26 protein-coding genes are annotated in these 26,060 nt (G+C 58.1%); 15 read left to right on the top strand and 11 right to left on the bottom strand.

Annotated elements, in window-relative coordinates; all coding sequences use genetic code 11:
* Positions 1 to 177 precede the first annotated feature (177 nt).
* Positions 178 to 1,098: a histone deacetylase family protein gene (locus DQN55_RS03455; RefSeq protein WP_048378289.1), complete on the bottom strand. Its 921-nt coding sequence runs from the start codon at positions 1,096 to 1,098 to the stop codon at positions 178 to 180.
* 91 nt (positions 1,099 to 1,189) lie between these two features.
* Here DQN55_RS03455 and DQN55_RS03460 point away from each other — a divergent pair, with 91 nt between their 5' ends.
* From DQN55_RS03460 to DQN55_RS03470, 3 genes are all read left to right on the top strand, one after another.
* Positions 1,190 to 1,759 (top strand): GNAT family N-acetyltransferase, encoded by a 570-nt coding sequence (locus DQN55_RS03460; protein WP_048378288.1) that lies wholly within the window; start codon positions 1,190 to 1,192, stop codon positions 1,757 to 1,759.
* Between the two features lie 91 nt (positions 1,760 to 1,850).
* Positions 1,851 to 2,720, top strand: coding sequence for an acyl-CoA thioesterase II (tesB, locus tag DQN55_RS03465; protein ID WP_048378287.1), 870 nt, complete (start codon positions 1,851 to 1,853; stop codon positions 2,718 to 2,720).
* Entirely contained in the window at positions 2,717 to 3,307 is a 591-nt protein-coding gene (locus tag DQN55_RS03470; protein ID WP_048378286.1) for an HAD family hydrolase, read from the top strand. The genes tesB and DQN55_RS03470 overlap by 4 nt, the downstream gene beginning before the upstream one ends.
* Before the next feature lie 164 nt (positions 3,308 to 3,471).
* On the opposite strand, the gene ypfJ is transcribed toward DQN55_RS03470, so the two are convergent.
* The gene (gene ypfJ / locus DQN55_RS03475; RefSeq protein WP_048378285.1) at positions 3,472 to 4,365 is read right to left on the bottom strand and encodes a KPN_02809 family neutral zinc metallopeptidase; all 894 of its coding nucleotides are present in this window, start codon (positions 4,363 to 4,365) and stop codon (positions 3,472 to 3,474) included.
* Between the two features lie 267 nt (positions 4,366 to 4,632).
* Between ypfJ and pcaQ the strand changes: the two genes are divergently transcribed.
* The 4 genes from pcaQ (at position 4,633) to DQN55_RS03495 (ending at position 8,118) form a co-directional block, all read left to right on the top strand.
* On the top strand, positions 4,633 to 5,562 hold the full coding sequence (pcaQ, locus tag DQN55_RS03480) for a pca operon transcription factor PcaQ (RefSeq protein ID WP_048378284.1): 930 nt from the start codon (positions 4,633 to 4,635) through the stop codon (positions 5,560 to 5,562).
* A 98-nt stretch (positions 5,563 to 5,660) separates the two neighbouring features.
* Entirely contained in the window at positions 5,661 to 6,380 is a 720-nt protein-coding gene (gene pcaH / locus DQN55_RS03485; protein WP_048378283.1) for a protocatechuate 3,4-dioxygenase subunit beta, read from the top strand.
* An 11-nt stretch (positions 6,381 to 6,391) separates the two neighbouring features.
* Positions 6,392 to 6,997 carry a protocatechuate 3,4-dioxygenase subunit alpha gene (pcaG, locus tag DQN55_RS03490; RefSeq protein ID WP_048378282.1) on the top strand — a complete coding sequence of 202 codons (606 nt, stop codon included), beginning with the start codon at positions 6,392 to 6,394 and terminating at the stop codon, positions 6,995 to 6,997.
* Positions 6,998 to 7,230: 233 nt separating this feature from the next.
* Positions 7,231 to 8,118, top strand: coding sequence for a DMT family transporter (locus DQN55_RS03495; protein WP_048378281.1), 888 nt, complete (start codon positions 7,231 to 7,233; stop codon positions 8,116 to 8,118).
* An 87-nt stretch (positions 8,119 to 8,205) separates the two neighbouring features.
* Here the strand turns inward: DQN55_RS03495 and DQN55_RS03500 are convergent, their stop codons facing one another.
* The gene (locus DQN55_RS03500; RefSeq protein ID WP_048378280.1) at positions 8,206 to 9,537 is read right to left on the bottom strand and encodes an MFS transporter; all 1,332 of its coding nucleotides are present in this window, start codon (positions 9,535 to 9,537) and stop codon (positions 8,206 to 8,208) included.
* 325 nt (positions 9,538 to 9,862) lie between these two features.
* On the opposite strand from DQN55_RS03500, the gene quiC reads away from it, so the two are divergent.
* Positions 9,863 to 11,773, top strand: coding sequence for a 3-dehydroshikimate dehydratase QuiC (quiC, locus tag DQN55_RS03505; protein ID WP_048378279.1), 1,911 nt, complete (start codon positions 9,863 to 9,865; stop codon positions 11,771 to 11,773).
* Between the two features lie 87 nt (positions 11,774 to 11,860).
* Positions 11,861 to 12,529 (top strand): TetR/AcrR family transcriptional regulator, encoded by a 669-nt coding sequence (locus tag DQN55_RS03510; RefSeq protein WP_048378278.1) that lies wholly within the window; start codon positions 11,861 to 11,863, stop codon positions 12,527 to 12,529.
* Positions 12,530 to 12,590: 61 nt separating this feature from the next.
* Here the strand turns inward: DQN55_RS03510 and DQN55_RS03515 are convergent, their stop codons facing one another.
* From DQN55_RS03515 to DQN55_RS03530, 4 genes are all read right to left on the bottom strand, one after another.
* Positions 12,591 to 13,463, bottom strand: a complete 873-nt coding sequence (locus DQN55_RS03515) for a shikimate dehydrogenase (RefSeq protein ID WP_048378277.1) — start codon at positions 13,461 to 13,463, stop codon at positions 12,591 to 12,593.
* Between the two features lie 4 nt (positions 13,464 to 13,467).
* Positions 13,468 to 13,908: a type II 3-dehydroquinate dehydratase gene (gene aroQ / locus DQN55_RS03520; RefSeq protein WP_048378276.1), complete on the bottom strand. Its 441-nt coding sequence runs from the start codon at positions 13,906 to 13,908 to the stop codon at positions 13,468 to 13,470.
* Between the two features lie 239 nt (positions 13,909 to 14,147).
* Positions 14,148 to 15,236, bottom strand: a complete 1,089-nt coding sequence (gene trmA, locus DQN55_RS03525; RefSeq protein ID WP_048378275.1) for a tRNA (uridine(54)-C5)-methyltransferase TrmA — start codon at positions 15,234 to 15,236, stop codon at positions 14,148 to 14,150.
* Complete coding sequence (locus DQN55_RS03530) at positions 15,233 to 16,528, bottom strand: NCS2 family permease (protein WP_048378274.1); 1,296 nt, start codon at positions 16,526 to 16,528, stop codon at positions 15,233 to 15,235. The genes trmA and DQN55_RS03530 overlap by 4 nt, the downstream gene beginning before the upstream one ends.
* 210 nt (positions 16,529 to 16,738) lie before the next feature.
* Here DQN55_RS03530 and DQN55_RS03535 point away from each other — a divergent pair, with 210 nt between their 5' ends.
* Positions 16,739 to 17,188: a DUF4879 domain-containing protein gene (locus DQN55_RS03535; RefSeq protein WP_048378273.1), complete on the top strand. Its 450-nt coding sequence runs from the start codon at positions 16,739 to 16,741 to the stop codon at positions 17,186 to 17,188.
* Positions 17,189 to 17,253: 65 nt separating this feature from the next.
* Complete coding sequence (locus DQN55_RS03540) at positions 17,254 to 17,799, top strand: DJ-1 family glyoxalase III (protein ID WP_048378272.1); 546 nt, start codon at positions 17,254 to 17,256, stop codon at positions 17,797 to 17,799.
* A 75-nt stretch (positions 17,800 to 17,874) separates the two neighbouring features.
* Here DQN55_RS03540 and DQN55_RS03545 read toward each other — a convergent pair whose 3' ends face one another.
* The gene (locus tag DQN55_RS03545) at positions 17,875 to 19,119 is read right to left on the bottom strand and encodes an MFS transporter (RefSeq protein ID WP_162199339.1); all 1,245 of its coding nucleotides are present in this window, start codon (positions 19,117 to 19,119) and stop codon (positions 17,875 to 17,877) included.
* Positions 19,120 to 19,527: 408 nt separating this feature from the next.
* Between DQN55_RS03545 and DQN55_RS03550 the strand changes: the two genes are divergently transcribed.
* The 3 genes from DQN55_RS03550 to DQN55_RS03560 are packed head-to-tail and all read left to right on the top strand — an operon-like array spanning position 19,528 to position 22,206.
* Positions 19,528 to 20,967, top strand: a complete 1,440-nt coding sequence (locus DQN55_RS03550; RefSeq protein ID WP_048378270.1) for a cytochrome ubiquinol oxidase subunit I — start codon at positions 19,528 to 19,530, stop codon at positions 20,965 to 20,967.
* Between the two features lie 3 nt (positions 20,968 to 20,970).
* Positions 20,971 to 21,978: a cytochrome d ubiquinol oxidase subunit II gene (cydB, locus tag DQN55_RS03555; RefSeq protein WP_048378269.1), complete on the top strand. Its 1,008-nt coding sequence runs from the start codon at positions 20,971 to 20,973 to the stop codon at positions 21,976 to 21,978.
* Positions 21,979 to 22,038: 60 nt separating this feature from the next.
* Positions 22,039 to 22,206, top strand: coding sequence for a DUF2474 domain-containing protein (locus DQN55_RS03560; RefSeq protein WP_048378268.1), 168 nt, complete (start codon positions 22,039 to 22,041; stop codon positions 22,204 to 22,206).
* A gap of 181 nt (positions 22,207 to 22,387) precedes the next feature.
* Here DQN55_RS03560 and DQN55_RS03565 read toward each other — a convergent pair whose 3' ends face one another.
* Positions 22,388 to 23,512 (bottom strand): methyltransferase, encoded by a 1,125-nt coding sequence (locus DQN55_RS03565; RefSeq protein ID WP_048378267.1) that lies wholly within the window; start codon positions 23,510 to 23,512, stop codon positions 22,388 to 22,390.
* Positions 23,513 to 23,644: 132 nt separating this feature from the next.
* Positions 23,645 to 24,358, bottom strand: coding sequence for a LuxR family transcriptional regulator (locus DQN55_RS03570; protein WP_074702850.1), 714 nt, complete (start codon positions 24,356 to 24,358; stop codon positions 23,645 to 23,647).
* Between the two features lie 369 nt (positions 24,359 to 24,727).
* On the opposite strand from DQN55_RS03570, the gene DQN55_RS03575 reads away from it, so the two are divergent.
* Positions 24,728 to 25,504 (top strand): ferredoxin--NADP reductase, encoded by a 777-nt coding sequence (locus DQN55_RS03575; RefSeq protein WP_048378266.1) that lies wholly within the window; start codon positions 24,728 to 24,730, stop codon positions 25,502 to 25,504.
* Positions 25,505 to 25,564: 60 nt separating this feature from the next.
* Here the strand turns inward: DQN55_RS03575 and mscL are convergent, their stop codons facing one another.
* On the bottom strand, positions 25,565 to 25,978 hold the full coding sequence (mscL, locus tag DQN55_RS03580; protein ID WP_048378265.1) for a large-conductance mechanosensitive channel protein MscL: 414 nt from the start codon (positions 25,976 to 25,978) through the stop codon (positions 25,565 to 25,567).
* Positions 25,979 to 26,060: the final 82 nt, after the last annotated feature.

Genomic DNA, 26,060 nt, shown 5'->3' on the forward strand with positions numbered 1-26,060 from the left:
TTGTCTGATGTTGCGACGGCCTCGTCGTCGGACGCAGCCTGCGGCAGCGGCTACAGTCGATCTGTTATAGCTGTACGAAAAACATACAGCGTTCTGTAGCGCTTAGACTACGTGGCCTACAGGGGCTTTCACTCAGGTTATCCACAGGCAGTTCCACAGGCATTGTGGGTAAAAAAGTTAATAACAGCCGGAGGATGCCCAGACCTTTTGTGCGCTGTGATGCAAGATTCCATGACGCTGTGCCAGCGCCTTGCGATCTTTGCTGTATCCGCCGCCGATGACGCCGACCACCGGTATATCGCGGCCCAGGCAATGACGCATGACGTTTTCGTCGCGGGCGGCCACACCGGCATCGGTCAGTTTCAAATAGCCGAGGGCATCGTCTTTATGCACATCGACACCGGCGTCGTACAGCACCAGATCCGGTTGATACAGCGGCAGCAGGTAATTCAGCGCCTCGTCGACCACCTGCAAATACGCGGCATCGCCCATTCCCATGGGCAGGCCGATGTCCCAGTCACTTTGGGCTTTACGTGCCGGAAAATTCTTTCCGCAGTGCAGGGAAACCGTAATCGCGTCTGGCGTGTGTTCCAGAATCCGTGCGGTGCCATCGCCCTGATGCACGTCGCAATCAAAAATCAGTACCCGGCTCACCCGTCCAGTTTCCAGCAGGTAATGGCTGATCACGGCCAGGTCATTGAAGATGCAGAAGCCGGCGGGGTGATCGTAGTGGGCGTGATGGGTGCCGCCCGCCAAATGACAGGCCAGCCCATGTTCCAGGGCTTGCTCGGCGGCCAGCAATGAGCCGCCGACTGCACGGACAGTCCGCCGCGCCAGCGCTTCGCTCCAGGGTAAACCCAGGCGTCGCTGGTCTTCGCGGGCCAGTTCGCCCGCCATGTAGCGCTCTATATAGGTGCGATCATGGGCCAGTGCGAGGATATCCACAGGGCACAACTGCGGGCGCAGCAACGCGGTATCACGGGTGAGCCCGGACTCGACCAGGTGATCGCGCAACAGACGGAACTTGTCCATCGGAAAACGATGCTCCGCCGGGAACTCAGGGCTGTAGTCATCGTGGTAAATCAGCGGCACGGGCATAGGGATTTCACGTCGGAACGAGCGCTGGATATTAACAGCGCTGTACACTGCTCGGTATGCGAAAAGCCCGGTAACAAATCGGAGAGCACTGATGGAACAGATTGTTGAACTCGAAAGTGCCCGACTGCGACTGCGTCCCTGGCGTGACACTGACTTGCCCGAATTTGCTGCGATGTGTGCAGATCCTCAAGTGATGCGCTATTTTCCCGCACCCTTGAGCCGCCTCGAAAGCGCGGCGCTGATTGGTCGGGTGCGCGGACACTTTGCCGAGTATGGATTCGGCTTGTGGGCGTTGGAGCGCAAGGACTCAGGCGCTTTTATCGGTTTTACCGGGCTGTCGAATGTCGGTTTTGATGCGCACTTCGTTCCGGCGGTCGAGATCGGCTGGCGGCTGGCGCCGGAACATTGGGGCCTGGGCTACGCCAGTGAGGCGGCCTGGGCAGCATTGCGCTGTGCCTTTGATCGATTGGCGCTGGATCAGGTGGTGTCGTTTACCAGTCAGGTGAACCTGCCGTCACAAAAGGTCATGCAGGCGATTGGCATGCAACGCGATCTGTCTGGAGACTTTGAACACCCCCGGCTCCCTGAGGGCCACCCGTTAAGGGCGCATGTGCTGTACAGGATTACGCGGGCGCAATGGTTGGAAACTCTGCACGGATAAGCAGGCAGTAGGTGTCATGGCGAAAGCCGAAATATTATTGGCTGCTGTAGCGAAGATTACGGTGGTGTTGCTCTGTGTGAGGAGAATCTGAATGAGCCAAGTGTTGGATGATCTGGTCAACCTGCTGACCCTGGAACCGATCGAGGAGAACCTCTTTCGTGGCAGCAGTCAGGATCTGGGCTTTCGCCAGTTGTTCGGTGGCCAGGTGCTTGGACAATCGTTGTCGGCCATGAGCCAGACCGTTGAAGACGCCCGCCACGTGCACTCGATGCATGGCTATTTCCTGCGTCCTGGCGATGCCACTCTGCCCGTGGTTTATCAGGTCGACCGCGTGCGTGATGGCGGCAGTTTCAGCACGCGTCGGGTGACGGCGATCCAAAAGGGCAAGCCGATTTTTACCAGCAGCGCTTCGTTTCAATACGACGAGGGCGGATTTGAGCATCAAACCACGATGCCGGACGTGGTGGGTCCGGAAAACCTGCCTTCCGAGCTGGAGATGATTCGTCAGCGTGCGCACCTGATTCCTGAGTCGATGCGCGAAAAGCTACTGTGTGCCAAGCCCATCGAGTTTCGTCCGGTGATCGGGGAAGATCCGTTCAACCCTCAAGTCAGTGACCCGATCAAGTACGTGTGGTTTCGTGCAGACGGTGCGCTGCCCGATACGCCAGCGCTGCACAAATACCTGCTGGCCTATGCATCGGACTTCGGATTGCTGACCACCTCCTTGCTGCCTCACGGCAAAGGCGTATGGCAAAAGGATATGCAAGTGGCCAGCCTGGATCATGCGCTGTGGTTCCACGCTGACCTGCGGGCCGATGACTGGTTGCTGTACGCCATGGACAGTCCTTGGGCTGGCAATTCTCGCGGGTTCTCCCGTGGCAGTGTGTTTAACCGCGCCGGCAAACTGGTTGCCTCGGTGACCCAGGAAGGCCTGATTCGCCACCGCAAGGATTGGGCATGAGCCTCAAGGACATCAAACACTGGGTGTTTGACATGGACGGCACCCTGACCGTTGCGGTGCATGACTTCCCGTTTATTCGGCAGTATCTGGAGATACCGGGCGCAGAAGACATTCTGACCCATCTTGCGGCCTTGCCGCCCGAGGTCTCGGCGGCCAAGCACGCGTGGTTGCTGGAGCACGAGCGTGAGCTGGCCCTGGCTTCTGTCCCGGCCCCGGGTGCCGTTGAACTGGTTCATGAACTGGCTGAGCGGGGTGTTCGTCTGGGTGTACTGACCCGTAATGCTCAAGAGCTGGCGCAGATCACGCTCAAGGCCATCGGCCTGGACACCTGTTTTGCGCCCCGGGATGTGCTGGGACGGGACGATGCGGCGCACAAGCCTGATCCGGATGGCCTGCTGCAATTGGCTCGCGCCTGGGACGTAGAGCCATCGAAGCTGGTCATGGTGGGGGATTATCAGTTTGACCTGGCTTGTGGGCGCGCGGCAGGCAGCCGAACCGTGCTGGTCAACGTGCCGGACAATCCCTGGCCGGAACTGACCGACTGGCACGCCCGGGACTGCTTCGAACTGCGCAGGCTGCTGGCTTAACTGCGAGCGACGGCTAACTGCCGGTTCTGTAGCCGCTGCCGCAGGTTGCGAAAAGGGCTGCAAGGCCTTCAACAACAGGGTCGCCGGGCAACCCGTCGCAACCTTCGACAGCGGTTACAACTTGGCTTTTGCCTGCTCGGCCGCTGCGACGTTCCGCTCTTTGTTCAGAGTCGCGCGGCGGCAAAGGTGTCGCATTGATTGATGTCACCCTGGGCAAAGCCGGTCTTGAACCATTTCACCCGTTGTGCCGAAGTACCGTGGGTGAAGGAGTCCGGGACTACCCGGCCCTGGCCTTGCTGCTGCAAGTGGTCATCACCAATGGCGTTGGCCGCTGTCAGGGCTTCTTCAATGTCTCCAGGCTCCAGCCAGTCCAGGCGTTTTTGCGCATGGTTGGCCCATACCCCGGCCAGGCAGTCAGCCTGCAATTCCTGGCGTACCAACAACCCGCCATCACCTTCCATGCGTTTGCCTTGCTGGCGAGCCTGCTGCATTTTCGATGACACACCCAGCAGCGTCTGGACGTGGTGCCCCACTTCATGGGCGATGACATAGGCTTGTGCGAAATCACCGGCAGCCTGGAAGCGCTGGGCCATTTCCTGGAAGAAGCTCATGTCCAGATAAACCTTTTGGTCGGCCGGGCAATAGAACGGCCCACTGGCTGCCGAAGCGAAACCGCAGGCTGAATTGACCTGGCCACGAAACAGCACCAGTGTCGGGTCCTTGTAGTTGCGCCCGGCTTGCTGGAAAACCTGGCGCCACGTGTCTTCGGTGTCACCCAGCACGGCGCGTACGAACTCGGCCTGCTCATCGTTGGCTGGTGGTGCATGGCCGGTTTGCTGGGTAACCTGCGGCGAGGATTGCTCAGTCAGTTGACCACTCAACTGACCCAAAATCTGCATCGGGTCCTGGCCGGTCAACAAACCGATGCCGACGATCACCACCACCGCCATCAGGCTCAGGCCTTTGCCGCCCCCAATCCGCATCCCGCCGCCGCCCCCGGTGCTTTGATCGCGCACGTCTTCCACATTGTCGCTACGTCGACCTTTTTTCCAAAGCATGAAGGAATCCTCAGATAAATCTTGTTTGTGAGTGTTGTTGCTGAGTAGGGACTACGCCAGCCCGGTCGTCAGACGCTTTTTAATAGTGCTCAAGTATGACATCTCGCGAAGCGTATCCGATTTTCAGCAAACCGCCTTTGGGCGGCAGCGCCCGTCAACCGTGGCCGGTACTGTTTTAGAGTACACGCCGCCAAATCGAAATGGTTGAATACACCACGGGTCGCCTGCGGTTATCCACCCATTCCCGTCTTCGGAGTCGCTAACCCTGTGAACATAGATACCCGCATCAAGTACCGGCACCTCGTGTGTTTCTTGGAGATGGCACGCCAGGGCAGCCTGGCACGGGCCGCGGATGTGCTGGCGGTGAGTCAGCCGGCCATGTCCAAAACCTTAAAGGAGCTGGAGGCGTTGCTGACCGTCAGTCTGTTTGTGCGGCGTAAAAGCGGGATCAGTCTGACCGAGGCCGGCGTCGCATTTCTGCGTTACGCGACGCCTTCTGTGCAGGCATTGCGCGAAGGCGTAAATGCCTTGCGCGGAGGGGAGTTCTCAGGGGGCACTGTACGGCTCGGCGTGTTGTCGACGGTCGAAAGCCTGTTGATCCCCGAACTGGTGCAGCGTCTGCATGCGCGGCATTCAGCGCTGGTGGTGAGCGTGGTGACGGGGCCCAGTGCGTATCTTTTATCGCAATTGCGGGTCGGCGATATCGACCTGGTGGTGGGGCGGATGACCGACAGCCCGGACATCCAGGGCATGAATTTTGAGCACCTTTACAGCGAGTCCATGACCTTGGTGGTGCGTCCCGGTCATCCGCTGACGCAAGCCCCTCTGGATCGCCGTTTGCTTGAGCGCTACCCGCTGGTCTTGCCGCTGGCCAACACCACGATCCGGACCTTTGCCGACAGCCTGTTTGTGCAGTGTGGTCTGACTCAATCCCGGCAACGTCTGGAAACCCTCTCCATCACCGTCAGCCGGCGCTACGTCTTGCGTAATGATGCGGTCTGGATCGCGCCGCTGGATGCCGTACGACTCGATCTGGCGAGCGGTGAACTGCAAGAACTCGATCTGGGGCTGCGTGAACCGGGGGGCTCGATCGGTATTTGCAGCAACGCCCACGCACCGATGTCTGTGGCTACCCAGGGCTGTGTCGAGGTTTTGCGGGAGTTGGGTCAAGCCTATTGCGCGAGCACCTATCCATAACCATTTAGTTATAGTTTGGTGGCGCTTTTTCAATAGTCCGTGCTTGCCTGTTGATTGAAACTGGCCTCTGGCCTTTATCAAAACAATAGGAAATCGACATGTCTGATGCAGACAGCCGGCGCTTTATCATCCGCGACCGTAATTGGCACCCCAAAGCCCTGACTCCCGACTACAAAACCTCGATTGCCCGCTCCCCGCGCCAGGCGCTGGTGAGCATTCCACAGTCGGTGAGTGAGACCAGTGGCCCTGATTTTTCCCACCTGAAATTTGGCCAGTTCGACAACGACCTCCTGTTGAACTTTAACAATGGTGGCTTGCCGGTGGGTGAGCGGATTCTGCTGGCCGGTCGCGTGTGCGACCAGTATGGCAAGCCGATTCCCCACACCTTGGTCGAGATCTGGCAAGCCAACGCCGGCGGCCGTTATCGGCACAAGAACGACCGCTATCTCGCGCCGCTGGACCCCAATTTTGGCGGTGTGGGCCGCACGTTGACCGACAGTCAGGGCTATTACAGCTTCCGCACCGTCAAGCCGGGTCCTTACCCGTGGCGCAATGGGCCCAATGATTGGCGCCCGGCGCATATTCACGTCTCCATCAGTGGCCCTTCGATCGCCACGCGCCTGATTACCCAGCTGTACTTTGAAGGTGATCCGTTGATTGCGATGTGTCCGATCGTCAAATCGATCGCCGACCCCGAGGCTGTGCAAAGCCTGATAGCACGGTTGGACATGGCAGCCGGCAATCCGATGGATTGTCTGGCCTATCGTTTTGACATCGTGCTGCGCGGCCAGCGCAAGACGCACTTCGAAAACTGCTGAGGAGCCCCGTCATGCCTATTCAATTGCTACCGGAAACCCCATCGCAAACGGCGGGTCCTTATGTCCATATCGGCCTGGCACTGGCTGCGGCGGGTAATCCGCCACGGCCCGAAGAAATCTGGAGTGAGATGGCCCGACCCGATGCCTCGGGCGAGCACATCATGCTGCTGGGCAATGTGTACGACGGCAACGGTCATTTGGTGCGCGATGCCTTCCTTGAACTGTGGCAAGCCAACCACGAAGGCGACTATGACGAAGCCTTCAACTCGGAAAAGGCGTTCAATAGCTTCGGCCGCACGGCAACCACTTTTGATGCCGGAGAGTGGGTGCTCAACACCGTCAAGCCGGGTGTGGTGAAAAACGCTGCGGGGCTGCCCATGGCTCCGCACATCAACGTGACGCTGTTTGCCCGTGGCATCAACATCCATTTACAAACCCGCCTGTACTTCAGTGATGAGTCTGAAGCCAATGCCGTTTGCCCGGTGCTCAATCTGATCGAGCAACCGCAACGTCGTGAAACCCTCATCGCTCAGCGCTGCGAAGTCCAAGGTAAAGCGGCCTACCGTTTTGATATCTACCTTCAGGGAACTGGCGAAACAGTGTTCTTCGATTTTTAAAGCGACTTCTCTGCAGGCGAGAGCCATCTCGCCTGCAGGTGAACGCGGGCACGCAGTTGTTGGCACCTCGGTTTTAAATCGGTTTGAACCAGACAGTTAATATAGCTTGCAAGAATATGGAGCCACGCTCTAAATTATTTGAGCGCTGAGCAATCATCAGCCTTGCAGGCGTATCGCCCGTGTCATGGGCATCTGAGATGCGTTCAGTCCATTGCCCCACAATGAGGTGTTCAATGACATTGCCTACGCCGCTCTCGGGCGTTAACCAGCCACTCAAGGGCATACTGCTGATTGTGACGGCCACTGCGCTGTTCTCCAGTCACGATGCCCTGTCCAAATACTTGAGCGGCTTGTATCCCGTAGTGATGGTGGTGTGGGCGCGCTATCTGGTGCACACCTTGCTTATGGCCGGGATCTTTCTCCCGCAATCCGGGCTAAGGGTCTTACGTAGCAAACGCCCATTGCTCCAGATATTGCGAGCGGTATGCCTACTGGGCTCCGGGTTGTTTTTTACCTACGGATTATTGTTCATTCCACTGGCCGAAAACACGGCGGTGAACTTCCTGGCACCGTTACTGGTGGCGGCCCTCTCCGGGCCGTTGCTGGGCGAAAAGGTCACCCGCGGCCAATGGGTCGCCGTGATTTGCGGATTTATCGGGGTGGTGGTGATCATTCATCCCGGCGGCGAGTTATTCACGCCGGCGGTCTTGCTGCCGATGGCGGCGGCGCTGTGCTTCAGCTGCTATCAAATTCTTACGCGCAAACTCAGCCTTTACGACAGCCCAACCACCAGCAATTTTTTCGCCGGGCTATTCAATGCGTTGGTGATGAGTGCGCTGGTGCCGTTCTTCTGGCAAACGCCGACGCTGATTCATGGCCTGGAAATGCTCGCGCTCGGCAGTCTGGGCATGACAGCCCACTTGCTGCTGACCCAATCCTTCCGCCTGGCGGCCCCGGCCTTGCTGGCTCCTTTCAGTTACTGCCAGATCGTCTTTTCCGGGATTCTGGGCTGGCTGTTGTTTAACCACACGCCAGATTTCACCACCCGTATCGGTATTGCCATTATCTGCGTCAGCGGCCTGGCAGCCGCCTTGCAGCAGCGACGCAAAGCTACGGCCTGAGGGCCAATCAGTTAAGGGCAATGCAGATCAGAACTTGCAGGAGCGAGCAAACTCGCTCCTGCAGGGACTTTTTTGTGCAATCCCGGTTTACGTCTGCGGGATTTTTCGCGGTGCCATGAAGTACATCCACACCAGAGCAATGAAGTACATCGCCGGAATCATGGTGAACAACAGGGTGTAATTGTTGTTGGAGACCGTCAGCACATAGCCCACGAACTGGGTCATGAACATCCCGCCGATGGCAGCGCACATGCCGCCAAATCCGAACACAGTGCCCATCATGTGCTTGGGCGTGTAGTCCATCACCATGCTCCAGACGTTCGCGGTCCAGGCCTGATGCGCACCGAGGGCCAGGGCAATAGCCGCGACCGCCACCCACAGTTGGCTGGAGCCTGCGGCAAACACCACGCCGATAATGCTGATGGCGCACAACAGCATCGACACCAAGCGCGCCTTGACGGCAGCCATGCCGCGACTGATCAGGACCGAAGAAAGAATCCCGCCGCCGACACTGCCGAAATCGGCGGTGACATAGATGATGATCAGCGGGATACCCATCTGCGTCACGTTGATGCCCAGGTTGTACTGCTGGTTCAGAAACGGCGGTAACCAGTACAGGTAGAACCAAAACACCGGTGCCGTCATCGCATAGGACAGGGCGAAGGCCCAGGTTCCGCGCATCTTGAGGATGGTGGAAAAGGAAACGGACTTTTGCTCGGGTTCCTGCTCTTGCTGGATATACGCCAGTTCTGCCTGGCTGACCGTCGGGTGCTGCTCGGGGTTGTAGTATCTCAGGCCCCAGAAAATCAACCAGATACCGCCCAATGCCGCCATGCACAAAAAGGCGGCCTGCCAGCCCCAGACATGCAGCACCAATGGCAAAAGCATCGGGGTGAACATGGCGCCGACGTTGGTCCCGGCGTTGAAGATCCCGCTGGCCACGGCACGCTCGCTGGCCGGGAACCACAGGCGCGTGGTCTTCACGCAAGCCGGGTAGTTGGCCGCTTCGGTCAGGCCAAGGATAAAGCGGCAGATCATAAAGCCTAGCGCCGAGGTGGCGAGGCCGTGCGCTCCTGTGGCCAGGCTCCACAGCAATACCGCGCAGAAGAACACACGCTTGACGCCGACTCGGTCGATCAGGCGGCCTTGCAGGACGAAGCCGATGGCGTAACCCACCTGGAACCAAAAGTTGATGTTGGCGTAGTCCATCGCCGTCCAGCTCATCTCTTTGGCCAGAATCGGTTGCATTACACCCAGGGCGGCGCGGTCGATGTAGTTCAGCGTGGTGGCGAAAAAGACCAGCGCGAGCATGCCCCAGCGGGTTTTACCGATCGCCATGGCGCCGCGAATCCGGTCGCCGATGCCGCCATGCGGTGTGCTCTGGGCCGGGGTGCTACGTACAGTTTGAGAAGGGACCATGATTATTTACCCGTCCATGACAAGGCCGGGCTCCACGCAAGCGGCGTAGGCAAGCAGAGCGTCAGATCAATAAATGCGAGCATGAGCGGTTACCCGTTTTTGGAATTGTTATGTGGTGTGCTGGAGCGTTTAAGCCCAGTAGTACGGGGTCGATGGTGGCGAGTGAGCAAAAACTCGTCAATTCGTGACAGGCCATAGTGTTCGATAAACGCACGCAAAACTAACTGTTTGGTACATCGTGATTGCTCAATAATAGGGCGCCCTTAATAATCAGGCTATTAGAAATGCTGTCGTCTGCAGGCCGTTCCAATTCTGGGAGTTAAACATGAAGCGTTCGATCGCCACTGTATCGTTGAGCGGCACCTTGCCCGAGAAGCTGGATGCCATTGCGGCGGCGGGCTTTGACGGGGTCGAGATCTTTGAAAACGACCTGCTTTATTACGACGGCAGCCCGCGTGAAGTACGCCAGATGTGCGCTGACCTGGGGCTGGCGATCAGTCTGTTTCAACCGTTTCGCGACTTTGAAGGCTGCCGCCGTGACCGCTTGGCACGCAACCTGGATCGCGCCGAACGCAAATTTGACCTGATGCAGGAACTGGGTACTGACCTGGTGCTGGTGTGCAGCAACACAGCGTCCGATTCAGTGGGTGACTGGCAAGTTTTACGCGATGACCTGAGCCTGCTCGCCGAGCGAGCCGGGGCCCGAGACCTGCGCATTGGCTACGAGGCGCTGGCATGGGGACGTCATGTCAACACGTGGCAGCAGGTCTGGGACCTGGTGCGCCAGATTGATCATCCGAACCTCGGGGTGTTGCTCGACAGCTTCCATACGTTGTCGCTCAAGGGTGATCCCGGCGCGATTGCGCAGATTCCGGGTGACAAGATCTTCTTTGTGCAAATGGCCGACGCGCCACTGCTGGCGATGGACGTGCTGGAGTGGAGCCGCCACTTTCGCTGCTTCCCCGGCCAGGGCGAGTTCGACTTGCCCGGCTTTTTGGCGCCGATCATTCAGAGCGGCTACACCGGGCCGCTGTCGCTGGAAGTCTTCAATGATGGTTTCCGTGCGGCGCCGACCCGCGCCAATGCCGCGGACGGCTTTCGCTCATTGCTCTATCTCGAAGAGAAGACCCGCGAGCGTCTGGCCCGGCAAGCGGAGCCGGAGGTCAGCCTGGAGCCCTTGTTCGCGCCAGCGGCCGCCAGTGCCTACGACGGGATCGAGTTTCTTGAGTTTGCCGTGGATGAAAGCCGCGGTGCGCAGCTCGGCCATTGGCTGGAGCGCCTGGGCTTTCGCAAGGCCGGGCAGCATCGCTCAAAAAATGTGAGCCTGCTGCGCCAGGGTGATATCAACCTGATTCTCAATGCCGAACCGTATTCGTTTGCCCACAACTTTTTTGAGGCGCACGGCCCATCGTTGTGCGCCACGGCGATTCGCGTGGAGGACAGTACCCGCGCGCTGGCTCGTGCCGTGGCCTACAAGGGCCAGCCCTATCGCGGTCTGGTCGGGCCCAATGAGCTGGAGCTGGCAGCTGTACGAGCCCCCGACGGTAGCCTGATTTATCTGGTGGACACCGATGCCTCCGGTAAGCCGCTGTACGAGTCGGATTTCAACCTTGCGCCCGTGGACGCGAGCCCCGGCGGACTCAAGCGCATTGACCACATGGCCATGGCGTTGCCGGCCGAAAGTCTCGACAGCTGGGTGCTGTTCTACAAAAGCCTGCTGGATTTCGAGGCCGATGACGAAGTGGTGCTGCCGGATCCTTACGGGCTGGTGAAAAGTCGCGCGCTGCGTAGCCGCTGCAGTTCGATCCGCTTGCCGCTGAATATTTCAGAAAACAGGAACACCGCCATCTCTCACGCGTTGTCGAGTTATCGCGGTTCAGGTGTGCACCACATCGCGTTTGAATGTGATGACCTGTTCGCCGAAGTCAGTCGTGCCAAAGAAGCGGGCGTGCCGCTGCTGGACATCCCGCTCAACTACTACGATGACCTGGCGGCACGCTTTGATTTTGACGATGAGTTTTTGAGCGAGCTGGCCTACTTTAACGTGTTGTATGACCGCGACGGCCAAGGCGGCGAGTTGTTCCATGTGTACACCGAACCCTTTGAAGGCCGCTTCTTCTTTGAACTCCTGCAGCGCAAAAATGGCTATGCCGGTTATGGTGCTGCCAACGTCGCCGTGCGTCTGGCGGCCATGGCCAAGTCGCGCAGCGGCGCGGTTCGACAGGCGAAGCTGTAACGTCATGGGCCAATACGTTTGGCGACTTCCTTCGCCGGGCCGGGCAGCCCATAATCGCGATCATCTTCATATGGCCGTGAGTCTTTAATGACCAAGACCCCAGACATCGACACCGCTGCGGTGAGCGAGCCGCGTAAAAGCCGTAAGAACAATCCTGAAAAGACGCGCGAGAATATCCTCAAGGAAGCGATTGTCGAGTTTGTCGAGCAAGGGCTGTCGGGCGCGCGCGTGGATGCAATCGCTGAGCGCACCCACACCTCCAAGCGCATGATCTATTACTACTTCACCAGTAAAGAGCAGCTTTACGTCGAGGTGCTGGAGAAGCTTTACAGCGAGATTCGCACCACTGAAAGCCAGCTGCATCTCAACGAGCTGGAGCCGGTGCAGGCGATCCGCAGGCTGGTGGAGTTTACCTTCGATCACCATGACCGGAATGCGGATTTCGTGCGCATTGTCAGCATCGAAAATATCCATAAGGGCGAATACATCAAGCATTCGGAATGCATCAAGGCGATGAACGACAACATCGTTCATGTGCTGGAAGACATTCTGCAGCGCGGTGTCGAGCAGAAAGTGTTTCGCCAGGGCCTGAACCCGCTGGATGTGCACCTGCTGGTCAGTTCGTTCTGTTATTACCGCGTCTCCAACCGCTACACGGTGGGGGAGAGCTTTCAGGTCGACCTGTCAGACCCGCAGGTCAAACAGCGCCAGCGCGAGATGATTTGCGATTCGGTCCTGCGCTATTTGCAGGCCTGATCCCGGGGGCTGACCGCTGATGACGGGCGTCGCAGCGGTCAGCCAGAACGAGACCGTTGCGTCAGTCCTGCACTGCGTTGTTCATCTCTTCAAAGTGAGCCAGCATGCGCGGCGCGTCAGCCGTGGTGCCGCTGATCAGCTCGAACGCGCTCACGGCCTGAAACACCGCCATCTGTCTGCCATCCAGCGTGCGGCAGCCCAAGGCCCGGGCGGTACGCAGCAATTCGGTCTGCAATGGGAAATAGATAATTTCAGCCACCCACAGGGCCTTGTGCAGCAACGTGGCAGGCACCGGCATGCCGGGCAGTTTGGTCATGCCGACCGGTGTGGTGTTGACCAGCCCGTTGGCCTGGGCCATTGAGGTTGCCAGGTCGGTTCCCGCTGTGGCCCGCTGACCCGGGAAATGCTGATTCAGGTTATCGACCAGGTTGTGCGCACGACGGTGGTCCACATCAAAGATCTGCAGATGTTGCACACCCTCGTCGAGCAAGGCGTGGGCAACGGCCGCCCCGGCACCCCCCGCACCCATTTGCACCACATTCTCCACGGCCACATCGCTCAGGCTGCGCCGAAACCCTTCGGCAAAGCCCTGGCAGTCAGTGTTGTGGCCGATACGTTTGCCGTTGGTGAACACCACGGTGTTCACCGCGCCGATACAGCGCGCTTGGGGCGAGAGTTCATCCAGTAGCGGCAAGACCAGTTGCTTGCACGGGTAGGTGATGTTCAGGCCGTTGAAGCCCTGGCGTTCGGCGCTCAGCAGCAGGTCGGGCAGCGCGTGGGTGTCCAGCTGCAGCGCATCCAGATCAAGCAACTGATAGGTATAGCGCAGGCCATGTGCCAGGCCTTCGCGCTCATGCAGCGCGGGCGTGCGTGAGGCCTGAATGCCGGCGCCGATCAATCCGGCCAGTACGGTAGAAGAGGCAGTCTTCGACATGGCGTTACCTTTTCAGTTGCTGGCCGAGGTGTTCCAGCGCCAGCCGATAGCCGTTGCTGCCGAACCCGCACAGTACCGCTTGGGCAACCCCGGAAACAAAGGAGTGATGACGGAAAGGTTCGCGGGTATGCACGTTGGAAAGGTGCACTTCAATGACCGGCAACTCGCTGGCAACCAGGGCATCACGAATGGCCACCGAGGTATGGGTCCAGGCGGCGGGGTTAATCACAATGGCGGTGCAACGCTGGCGGGCACCGTGAATCCAGTCGAGCAGTTCACCTTCATGATTGGTTTGCCGAAACTCAACCGCAAGGCCCAGCTCCGTGGCCGTGCGGCCACATAAGTCGGCGATGTCAGCCAGGGTTTCATGGCCATAAATACCGGGCTCGCGGCTGCCGAGCAGGTTCAGGTTGGGGCCGTTGAGCACCAGAACGATAGGGGTCATAAAGGGCAACTCTGGATTGTTATTGTGAGGTCGCCAGAGCATGGTCCGGCTCGTCAGAATAAAATGTACCAACCGGTTAATAAGATCAATCGGAGGGGGCGATCCAGCGGATGTGTCGCGCAAGAAGTGGGCGTTTATCGGCCATTGAAACGGGGGGAAGGTACAGCGAGGACTTGAAGCGCAGGGGTAACGCTCGTCCCGACCTCTCAGTAGAGAGGCCGGGTTGGAGGCTGTACTGTTTAGCGACGGACCAGCAACACGCCCGATTCCATGTGGTGAGTCCACGGGAACTGGTCAAACACGGCACAACGCTCAATGCGATGGGTGTCGTGCAGTTGGGCGATGTTCTCGGCCAAGGTCAGCGGGTTGCAGGAAATATACAGAATATTGTCGAAACGACGGGTCAGCTCGCAGGTATCCGGGTCCATACCCGCACGTGGCGGATCAACGAAGACGCTGCCGAAGTCGTAGCTTTTCAGGTCGATGCCTTGCAAACGACGGAACGGACGCACTTCATTCAGGGCTTCAGTCAGCTCTTCTGCCGACAGGCGCACCAGCGTGACGTTATCCACAGCGTTGTCGCTGAGGTTGTTCAGTGCGGCATAGACCGATGTCTTGCTGATTTCGGTTGCCAGCACTTTGCGTACCCGGGTGGCCAGCGGCAGGGTGAAGTTGCCGTTGCCGCAATACAGCTCCAGCAAGTCATCGGCCCGCTCACCCAACGCGTCGTATGCCCAGTTGAGCATCTTCTGGTTGACCGTGCCGTTGGGCTGGGTGAAGGCGCCCTCAGGTTGCTGATAGGTGAAGGTACGCTCCGCCACTTCGAGCTTCTCGACCACATGATCGCGACCAATCACTGTGCGCTTGCCTTTGGAGCGGCCAATCACGCTGATGTTCAGGTCTTTGGCCAACTGCTCGGCCGCGTTCTGCCAATGCTCGTCCAGCGGACGGTGATAGCACAACGTGACCATCGCATCGCCGGCCAGGGTGGTCTGGAATTCCACCTGGAACAGCTTGTGGCTCAGGGCCGAGCTGGCTTTCCAGGCGGCCTTGAGCTGCGGCATCAATTGATTGATGCGCAGGCTGGCGATCGGGAAGTCCTCGATCAGGATCGGCGTACGCTTATCGTCCGACGAGAACATGGCGTAGTGGCGTTCGCCCGCTTCGCGCCACAGGCGGAACTCGGCCCGCAGACGGAAGTGCTTCAGCGGTGAGTCAAACACCTGAGGCTCGGGTGCATCGAAAGGCGCCAGCAGTTCGCGCAGGCGGTTGGCCTTGGCCTCGAGTTCGATGGCGTAGGTAGCAGAATCAAATGGCAAAGCACTCATGCGTTAAACCAACCCAGCTTGATCACAAACAGAATCGACAGAATGATCAGTGGTGCATTCAGCTCGCGTATGCGACCTGTCAGCAGCTTGATCACGGTCCAGGAAATAAAGCCGAAGGCGATGCCATTGGCGATGGAGTAGGTGAACGGCATCGCCAGTGCGGTGATCACCACCGGTGCGGCAACGGTCACGTCATCCCATTCGATTTCGGCCAGGCCGCTCATCATCAGGACGGCGACAAACATCAGGGCCGGTGCGGTGGCGAAGGCCGGGACGCTGGCAGCCAAGGGCGAGAAGAACAGGGCCAGCAGGAACATGATGCCGACCACGATGGCGGTCAGGCCGGTACGGCCGCCGGCGCTTACGCCTGCTGCCGACTCGATGTAGCTGGTGGTGGTCGAGGTGCCCAGCAGGGAACCGGCCATGGCCGCGGTGCTGTCGGCAATCAGGGCACGGCCCATTTTTGGCATGTGACCGTCTTTGCCCATCAGGCCTGCGCGCTTGGCAACGCCGATCAGGGTGCCGGAGTTGTCGAACAGGTCAACGAACAGGAAGGCGAAGATCACGCTGATCAGGCCAATGTCCAATGCGCCTTTGATATCCAGCTGCAGGAAGGTTGGTGCCAGCGAAGGCGGCATCGACACCACGCCACCGAACTCGGTCACACCCAATGCGATCGAGGCAATCGTGACGCCCAGAATGCCGATCAGTACCGCACCGCGCACTTGCATGGCCTCGAGGGCAACGATCAGGGCAAAGCCCAGGGAGGCGAGGATCACTTTGGGTTGGCTCAGATCACCCATGCCCACCAGCGTTGCCTGGTTGGCAACCACGATGCCGGCGTTGCCCAGGGCAATCAACGCAAGGAACAGACCGATACCGGCGGCAATGGCCGAGCGCAGTGGCAGCGGGATACTGTTGATGATCCACTCACGGATGCGAAAGATCGACAGCAGGAAGAACAACACTGCGGAGATAAACACCGCGCCCAGCGCTACTTGCCAGGTATGGCCCAAATGCAGCACCACGGTGTAGGTGAAGAAGGCGTTCAAGCCCATGCCCGGTGCGAGGGCGATCGGGTAGTTGGCGATGATGCCCATGGTCGCGGAACCGATGGCGGCCGCCAGGCAGGTGGCAACAAACAGGGCGCCCTTGTCCATACCTGTCTCACCGAGGATGCTCGGGTTTACGAACAGGATATAGGCCATCGCGAGGAAGGTCGTGATACCTGCAAGAATCTCGGTACGCACGTTGGTATTGTGTGCTTTGAGTTGAAACAGCCTTTCCAGCATGCCAGTCCCCGTGGCGCCACTGGCGCCGTGATTAAATCGTTTTCAACAGCAAAGCACAGACTCTGAACGCCTGAAGATTTTCTGTCTGTCGGAAAAAGCCGCGCATCATACCAGCAGCTTGGGCGTATGGCTGCTTTGGATGGCCTGCGCGGCCATGTTTTGTAACGCTGAGGTGACAGGCATACTGCGTGCCAGTTTTCGGGGGTATTCATGAAGCGCATCATCAAGCCTGTTTTTGTCTGCTTAAGCCTGCTGGTGGGGCTCTCCACAAGTGCCGGGCTAAACGCGGCGCCGGCAATGCCCTTGAGTCGTATTGAAATCCTCAAGGTGGTGTCTGTTTCCTGCGCCGTGGAGGATGTCTCGGATGCGCGCGAACGCACCCGTTGCGATCACAACGGCCCCGGCATCAAAGTGTATGTGCTGGAACGGGGCTATGGCGGGCAACCGAATGTCACCCTTGATGGTCAGGAGGTCGACGGGGTACGCACGCCAGTCTGCAATCAAGGAGAGGGGCTGGTTACCTGCCAGGGGGCCGGCACGACCGTGGGCTATGTGTACACCTTTGATCTGGGTAACCGGAATGGCGGCTGGTTCCAGTTCAGTAACGCCTCGCTGGTACCGCCGCATAACCGCTTCAGTGCACGTCTCTTTATAAAGTAGTCATGCAGTTGAACGCACAGGGCCAGGCTGACCTAAGCTGACAGCACTTGTGTGCGAGAACGCTTATGACCTTTAGAGCCTTGATTCCTGTCGCCGAAGGTGTCGATGACCTGCAGACCGTGACCTTGATTGATGTGCTGCGCCGCGCCGAGATCGAAGTGGTGGTTGCCAGTGTCGAGGGGCGTCGCATGCTGACCTGTGCTCGCGGCACGCGTCTGACAGCCGATGGCATGCTGGTTGATCTGCTGGCCCAGCCTTTTGATCTGATCGTGTTGCCGGGAGGGGAGACGGGTAGCCAGCACTTGTCGGCCCATCAGCCATTGCGCCATATGCTGGTAGAGCAGGGCCGGGCCGGGCGTATTTTTGCCGCGATCGACCAGGCCCCGGCGCTGGTATTGCAACCTGCCGGGATGCTCAGGCAACGGCGCATGACCTGCAGTCACGTCGTGAGCGACCAGCTTTCTGGCTGTAATTTCATAGACGAACCCGTGGTGGTCGATGGCAATTGCATCACCGCCCAAGGTTCGATCGCGGCGCTGTCCTTTGCGTTGATGCTGGTCGAACAACTGTGCGGCAAGAATCGGCGCAACGCGATCTTCCCAGCCCTGTAAACCGATGCCGGAGCGAGCTCGCACGCGATTCAGGTGGCGCGTTGGGCGCTGATGCCATCGCGGGTAAGCTCGCGCCTACACGCGTGCGGATTGTTCGGTTGGCCTCTCTTCCAGCATTCGATCGCGGTTGGCCAATCCGGGGAACAGTTTTATCCATACCCCGGTGATGACCAGAGTGCCCACGCCACCCAGCACTACCGCCGGCACGGTGCCCAGCCAGTGCGCGGTTGCCCCGGACTCGAACTCGCCCAGTTGATTGGACGCGCCGATGAACAAACCATTGACCGCGCTGACCCGGCCGCGCATTTCATCCGGGGTTTCCAGTTGCACAAACGAAGCGCGGATCACCATGCTGATCATGTCGGCTGCACCGAGCACCACCAGCACTGCCAGCGAAAACCAGAATGACGTGGACAGCCCAAAGGCGATGGTCGCCACCCCGAATACCCCCACAGCGGTGAACATGATGCGCCCGACCTTGCGTTCCACCGGGAACCTGGCCAGCCAGAGCGACATCAGCAAGGCGCCGACGGCCGGGGCCGAGCGCAGCATGCCAAGCCCCCAGGGGCCGGTGAGCAGGATGTCTTTGGCAAACACGGGTAACAGCGCGGTAGCGCCCCCGAGCAGTACGGCAAACAAGTCGAGGGAGATGGCACCGAGTACATCCGGGCGGCTGCGAATAAACCGGATGCCCCCCAGCAGCGAGTCCAGCGTCGCCTTGCCCTTATTGAGCGCTGCCTGGCGCGCGGGGAGGTTGCACATGAGCAGCGCAGCAATCAGATACAGCCCGACGGCCGGGCCATAGACCCAGACGCTGCCGAATGCATAGAGCAACCCGCCAAAAGCGGGCGCAATGATGGTGGCTGACTGTTGCGCCGCCTGAGCCGCTGCCACCGCTCGCGGAAACAGGCTCGCGGGAACGATGGACGGTAGCAGCGCCTGGGTGCTTGGCATTTCGAATGAGCGCGTGCTGCCCAGCAGAAACGCCAGGACGAAGATCATTTCCCGGGTGACGTGATCCGTTGCGCTACCGATGACCAGCGTCAGCGCAATCATCGCCTGCAGCGACTGGCACAGCGCGGCGACCCTGCGCCGGTCATAGCGGTCGGCCACATGCCCGGTGTGCAGCATGAACAGTACCCGCGGGGCGAATTCGATCAGCCCGACCCAACCCAGGTCCATGACGTTACCGGTCAGTTGATACAGGTTCCAGCCAATCGCCACGGTCAGCATCTGAAAAGCACTGGCGGTGAAAATACGGGCGATAAAAAAAGCGATGAACGGTCGGTGATGGCGTAACAGCAATGGGTGGCTGGTCATCAAAACAGTCGCGAATAGGGGCGTGAGGGGAGGGGGAGATTAGCATCATTTAGTAACATTTAATGGGGCGACCGAGAACAATCACAAGGAAAAAACGTTCGGTCGCTATGGACTCTTTTGTGCTTTCTTCCCGTTCCGGTAAAGGTCTGTATCAAGGCCTGGGACAACCTGTCACGCGACAACAGACCACATTAGCCACGTCCAGATATTCGACTACTCTTTCATCAATGCTTGATCCAGATCAAAACCCTTTAGGGTTTATCCGGATGGCCAGACGGCCAGATCCCTTTTGAGTCGTGGTGAAAGAAGAGCGAACACCGATTCGCTGGGACCATGATCCGCTGGGCAATTGGACACGGGCGTCCTGCCTGTGTTCTGAACGACCTGATACCTGATAGAGGAAGGCTTATGTTCGGTTTGGAGGCTTTAGATCTCGCCCGAATTCAGTTTGCGTTTACCGTATCGTTCCACATTCTGTTTCCTGCCATCACCATCGGGCTCGCCAGTTACCTGATGGTGCTCGAAGGCATGTGGCTGAAAACCCGTGACGATACGTACCGCGACCTGTACCACTTTTGGTCGAAGATATTCGCAGTCAACTTTGGTATGGGTGTGGTGTCGGGTCTGGTCATGGCCTATCAGTTCGGTACGAACTGGTCGAGGTTCTCAGACTTCGCCGGTGCGGTGACCGGTCCATTGCTGACCTATGAAGTACTCACCGCATTCTTCCTTGAGGCAGGCTTTCTGGGCGTCATGCTCTTTGGCTGGAACCGCGTCGGTCGCGGGATGCACTTTTTCTCGACCGCGATGGTGGCCCTCGGCACCCTCATTTCGACCTTCTGGATTCTGGCGTCCAACAGCTGGATGCAGACCCCCCAGGGCTTCGAAATCATTGATGGCCGCGTGATCCCGGTCGATTGGCTGGCGGTGATCTTCAACCCGTCCTTCCCTTACCGTCTGGCGCACATGGCCACGGCAGCCTTTGTGGCCACGGCGTTCTTCGTCGGTGCTTCGGCGGCCTGGCATTTGCTGCGGGGTCGTAACACTCCGGCGATCCGCCGCATGCTCTCGATGGCGATGTGGATGGCGCTCGTGGTAGCACCGGTACAGGCGCTGATCGGTGACGCTCATGGCCTGAACACCCTTGAGTATCAGCCGGTGAAAATCGCTGCGATCGAAGGCCACTGGGAGAACAAGCCCGGTGAGCCGACACCGCTGATTCTGTTCGGCATCCCGAACATGAAGACCGAGACCACCGATTACAAGATTGAAGTGCCTTATCTGGGCAGCCTGATCCTGACCCACAGCCTGGACAAACAAATCCCGGCCATGAAGGATTTTCCTGCCGCTGACCGTCCGAACTCGACCATCGTGTTCTTTACCTTCCGCATCATGGTTGCGCTGGGCATGCTGATGATCTTCATCGGCCTGTGGAGCCTATGGCTGCGCAAGCGCGGCACGCTGTACGAAAACCGCTGGTTCTTGCGTCTGGTGTTGTGGATGGGGCCGTCCGGACTGATCGCGATCCTGGCCGGCTGGTTCACCACCGAGATCGGTCGTCAGCCGTGGGTGGTCTACGGACTGATGCGCACCGCTGATGCATCGTCCAACCACAGCGTTACGCAGATGAGCATCACGCTGATCATGTTTGTAGTGGTGTACTTCTCACTGTTTGGTGTCGGGCTGGGTTACATGATGCGTCTGGTGCGCAAAGGTCCGGTGACCCATGAAGGTGACGATCACACTTCCGGTGGTCCAGGTCAGAAGCGCACGCCAGCCCGTCCTCTGTCGGCTGCCGTTGAAGGCACTGACGATGGCCACAGCGACAGCCTGAAGAAGGGGAACTGAGTCATGGGTATTGATCTGCCACTTATCTGGGCAATCATCATCATCTTCGGGATCATGATGTACGTGGTCATGGATGGCTTCGATCTCGGGATCGGCATCCTCTTCCCGTTCATCAAGGGCGAGCAGGACCGTGACGTGATGATGAACACGGTTGCTCCTGTCTGGGACGGCAACGAAACCTGGCTGGTACTGGGCGGCGCAGCGTTGTTTGGTGCCTTTCCACTGGCTTACTCGGTGGTGCTGTCGGCACTTTACCTGCCACTGGTGCTGATGCTGGTCGGCTTGATCTTCCGCGGTGTGGCCTTTGAGTTCCGCTTCAAGGCCCGGCCCGAGAAGCGTCACATCTGGGACAAGGCTTTTATCGGCGGGTCGATTGCCGCGACCTTCTTCCAGGGCGTTGCACTGGGGGCCTTTATTGATGGCTTCCCCGTGGTTGATCGTCAGTACGCGGGCGGTGGTCTGGACTGGCTCTCGCCATTCACCGTGTTCTGCGGGATCGCACTGATCGTGGCTTATGCCTTGCTCGGTTGCACCTGGCTGATCATGAAGACCGAAGGTCATTTGCAAGAGCGCATGCACAAGCTGGGTCGCCCACTGGCCCTTGCTGTGCTGGCCCTGATGGGCGTTGTCAGCCTGTGGACGCCGCTGGCGCATACCGACATCGCCGCACGCTGGTTCACGCTGCCGAACCTGTTCTGGTTCTTGCCGGTGCCGATCCTGGTACTGGTGACCCTGTACAGTCTGCTCAAGGCAATTGCACGCAAGGCTCACTACCTGCCGTTCCTGCTGACCCTGGTGCTGATCTTCCTGGGTTACAGCGGTCTGGGCATCAGCTTGTGGCCGAACATCATCCCGCCATCGATCTCGATCTGGGACGCTGCCGCGCCACCGCAAAGCCAGGGCTTCATGCTGGTCGGCACGCTGTTCATCATTCCGTTTATCCTTGGTTACACCTTCTGGAGCTACTACGTGTTCCGCGGCAAGGTGACCCACGAAGACGGCTACCACTAGTCACATGTGCCGCTGCGGCCTCAAGGGGCCGCAGCCTTTTCTTGAAAGGAGCGCCTGAACATGGCTGGCAAAGACTATCTACACGACGTGCAAGAGTGCGAGAAAAAGCCACTGTGGCAACGCATTGGCTGGTTGCTGGTGATCTGGACCGGCAGTGTGGCGACACTGGCCGTGTTTGCCTGGCTGATTCGCCTGTTCATGACCGCCGCGGGCATGAAAACCCATTGATGGCTACGCAAAGGTCTCTGTAGGAGCGAGCTTGCTCGCGATGGTTTCAAAAACGCTGCGTTTATCCAGCAAACCCACGCGTTATCGTTAACGACCATCGCGAGCAAGCTCGCTCCTACAGGTTCAGATCGTATTGCCCTTCACTGACAGGCATTAGATCCTCCCCCCTGTTTCCTTGCTGTTACTTGCGCGCCTTGAGAATCACAAACTTCGGTGTGGCTGCGACTTGCTCGACACCGCGAAACAGTTTGGCCAGCTTGCTGTGATAGCCCAGGTGGCGATTGCCGACGATATACAGCGCGCCGCCGACCACCAGGGCTTCACGCGCTTGCTGAAACATGCGCCAGGCGAGGAAGTCGCCCACAACCTGTTGCTGGTGAAACGGCGGATTACACAGCACCACGTCCAGTGAGTCAGGTGCCTGGCCTGCAAGGCCATCATCCGCCCGCACGATCACATCCCTTTCACCCAGAGCTGCCTGCCAGTTTTCAAGGGCGGACTGCACAGCCATAAACGACTCATCCACCAGTGTGTACTGCGCGTCGGGGTTGTTCAGAGCACTGGCAATCGCCAGCACTCCGTTGCCGCAACCCAGATCCGCGACCCGCGCCGAGCCCAGGTTTTTTGGCAAGTGGGGCAGGAAAGCACGGGTGCCGATGTCCAGCCCTTCGCGGCAGAACACGTTGGCGTGGTTGAGCAGCTCGATGGCCGGTTCATCCATCACGTAGCGCGATGGATAAGGCGAAGTAAAAGGCCCCTTGGCTTCTGGTGTGGCGATCAGCAAGCGGGCTTTTTTTACCGCCAGAGAGGCCTGTACCGGACCGATGTAACGCTCCAGCAAGTCGCCTGCCGCGCGGGGCAGGTGCTTGACCATTGCCGTTGCAATAACGCGCGCGCCCGGTGCCAGTTGGCCTTGCAGGCGGATCAGTTGTTCCTCGAGCAGGGCCAGGGTTTTGGGTACGCGCACCAGTACACAGTCGAACGGCCCGGTAAGGGGGTGACTGGCCGGAACGATCGTTACGGCATCAAAGGCGTGATGATTGCGCACCAGGTTTTTTTCCAGCGCTTGAGTGGCCAGAAATGAGTCGCTGCTACTGGTGACCCTCATGCTGCCGACGAGACTGATCGCGAGTGCACCAAAACTGTCGTTAAGTACCAGCACGCGGCTGTTGGCAGGTAATCCCTGTTCGGCCAGATGGTTCAACACATACTCATCCGCTGCATCGAAGGCCTGTAATGGCTCATTCTGCTGCTCAGGCTGGCGGATCAGGTGGAGTTGGGCGAACGGGGTTTCTAGCACAGGCATTTAGACAAACTCTGGGGAATCGATGACGGCATGGCCGGCAGCGCAATCTGTGGGTTTTACAGGTGGGCGGGATTTTACGTTTAATTGCAGGAGATTGCCTGATGCGTTTGTCAGTTCGACGGGAACAGGGCGCTAGAGCAAGCCAGATTTGGTCGCAATGACCACTGCAGAGGTTTTGTTATTAGCCCCCATTTTTTGCATGGCGCTGCTGATATGGAAGTTTATGGTTCGGGTGGTCAGGCTCAGGATCATGGCAATGTCGGAGGCGGTTTTACCTTCGGCAGTCCACTTCAGAACCTCCACTTCCCGAATGGATAGGCGAGAGACGGGATGAGCAGCGCGTCCGGCGGGAGAGAACTGGCTGATCATGACGATGTGCAGTTGGTTGCATAGCCACAGAATGTCAGCCGCCTTTTCATTGTACTCATCGACGGTGAGCGGCGTGTGGCTTCTACCGAGACTCAAGATGCTGACGGCGCCCATGGCATCATGCACGGACTGGGACCAGCCATATTTCAGTCCAATGGATTGCACTTGCTTCAGCAGGTCGGGTGTTTTGTTGAAAACATGCTCATCCCAAAGAATCGGTTCAATGGAAAACTGGCAGTGATTGATCAACGGGTCTTTGTGGGTGTAATGATTGTTTTCATACGTGGTTATGAACTCGTTTGGGTAGTTGCTTAAGATGGCGCCATCTAAATGGGTGTTTCCAAGACGAAGTGATGTGCGGAAGAAAAATCGACTAAATCCGTACTCGGTGACTTTCTTTAAGGTGTAGTCAAATATTTCACGTTCTGTTTGTTCCGTAATTGATTGATATTCATAGCGTATTCCTTGCAGTTTCATGAAGGGTTGCCCTGTCTAGAAACATTGGATTCACGAAGTAGGAAATAGTAGTTGATATATGTAGTTGGTTTCCAGTTTTTATTGTTGTGTAGGTTTTAGTTCCAGATTGTATTAGTGCAAATGCTCGAAATAGGGCCCCCGCTTAGATGGTGGGAGAGTTGTCTGGTGGTAGTTTCTATATAGAATCGAGTGATGGCTTTTTGATTGTAAATATGGGGTGGCGATATATGGATTAATACTTAGGTGTTAAGTTCCAGGCTCGCCGATACGACCTGCGCGGGTTGATCATTTCAGGTGTGAGGCTAACAATCAGGGTGTCTCTCCAGCGCTCTTTGCGCGACACTGAACCACTAGCCAATGGAGCGCACCATGAATGCCAGCGCAGAAAAATTCACCTGTCAGACCCTTCTCACGGTAACGCCCCTGACCTCCAGTCTGTTTTCGCTGCGGACCACACGCGATCCGGGCTTTCGTTTTCGTGCCGGTCAATTCGCCAGATTAGGCGTGACCAAGGCCGATGGCAGCACGGTGTGGCGGGCCTACTCCATGGTGTCTTCCCCCCATGACGAATTTTTGGAGTTCTTTTCCATTGTGGTACCCGGCGGGGAGTTCACCAGTGAGCTAAGCCGCCTGAGTGTCGGGGATACCTTGATGGTCGAGCGCCAGGCCTTCGGCTTTTTGACCCTGGATCGCTTCGTCGATGGTCGGGACCTGTGGCTGTTGGCGACCGGGACGGGCATCGCGCCGTTTTTGTCGATCCTGCAAGACTTCGAAGTCTGGGAGTGCTTTGAACGCATTATTCTGGTTTACAGCGTCCGCGAACAAAAAGAGCTGGCGTATCAGGATTTAATCGCCGAGTTAGGGCAGCGGGAGTACCTGGCGGAACACGCACATAAGTTGACCTATATACCTATTGTCACGCGAGAAACAATAGAAGGAGCTTTGCGCGGGCGGATCACGACATTGATTGAAAATGGCGAGCTTGAACAAGCGGCAGGTGTCGAGTTGAGCCCTGAGCATTCTCGGGTGATGTTGTGTGGTAATCCACAAATGATTGATGATACTCGGCAGTTGCTCAAGGCGCGTGAGTTGCAACTCAGTCTGACACGCCGGCCGGGGCAAGTGGCCGTTGAGAATTATTGGTAATCATGGCTTAAATGAATAAAAAACGGCGCCCGCGGGCGCCGTCTTTATTCATCAGTAACGTTATGGTCGATTGTTCTGAACTTTGAGCAAGTCGCGAATCTCACCGAGCAGCTCTTCTTCTTTTGATGGAAGAGGAGGCGCGCTTGGCGCGACCGCTTCTTCACGCTTCAGGCGGTTGATGGCCTTCACGCCCATGAAGATTGCAAAGGCGACGATGACAAAGTCGATGATGCTCTGGATGAATTTGCCATAAGCCACAACCACCGCAGGTGCATCGCCAACCGCGGCTTTGAGCGTAATGACCAGGTCACTGAAATCCACGCCTCCGATCAACAAGCCCAGAGGTGGCATGATCACATCGCCGACGAAGGATGAAACGATCTTGCCGAATGCCGCGCCGATGATAATACCGACGGCCATATCGACCACGTTACCTTTGACCGCGAAGGCCTTGAACTCACTTATCACGCCCATAGGTTATTCCTTGTTACAGATGAGGTTGGTTTGTTAGTGTAAATCAGCCTTGACGATCTTACTCATTAGACTGGCATCTTGT

The sequence above is a fragment of the Pseudomonas taetrolens genome, assembly GCF_900475285.1.
Lineage (GTDB): Bacteria > Pseudomonadota > Gammaproteobacteria > Pseudomonadales > Pseudomonadaceae > Aquipseudomonas > Aquipseudomonas taetrolens.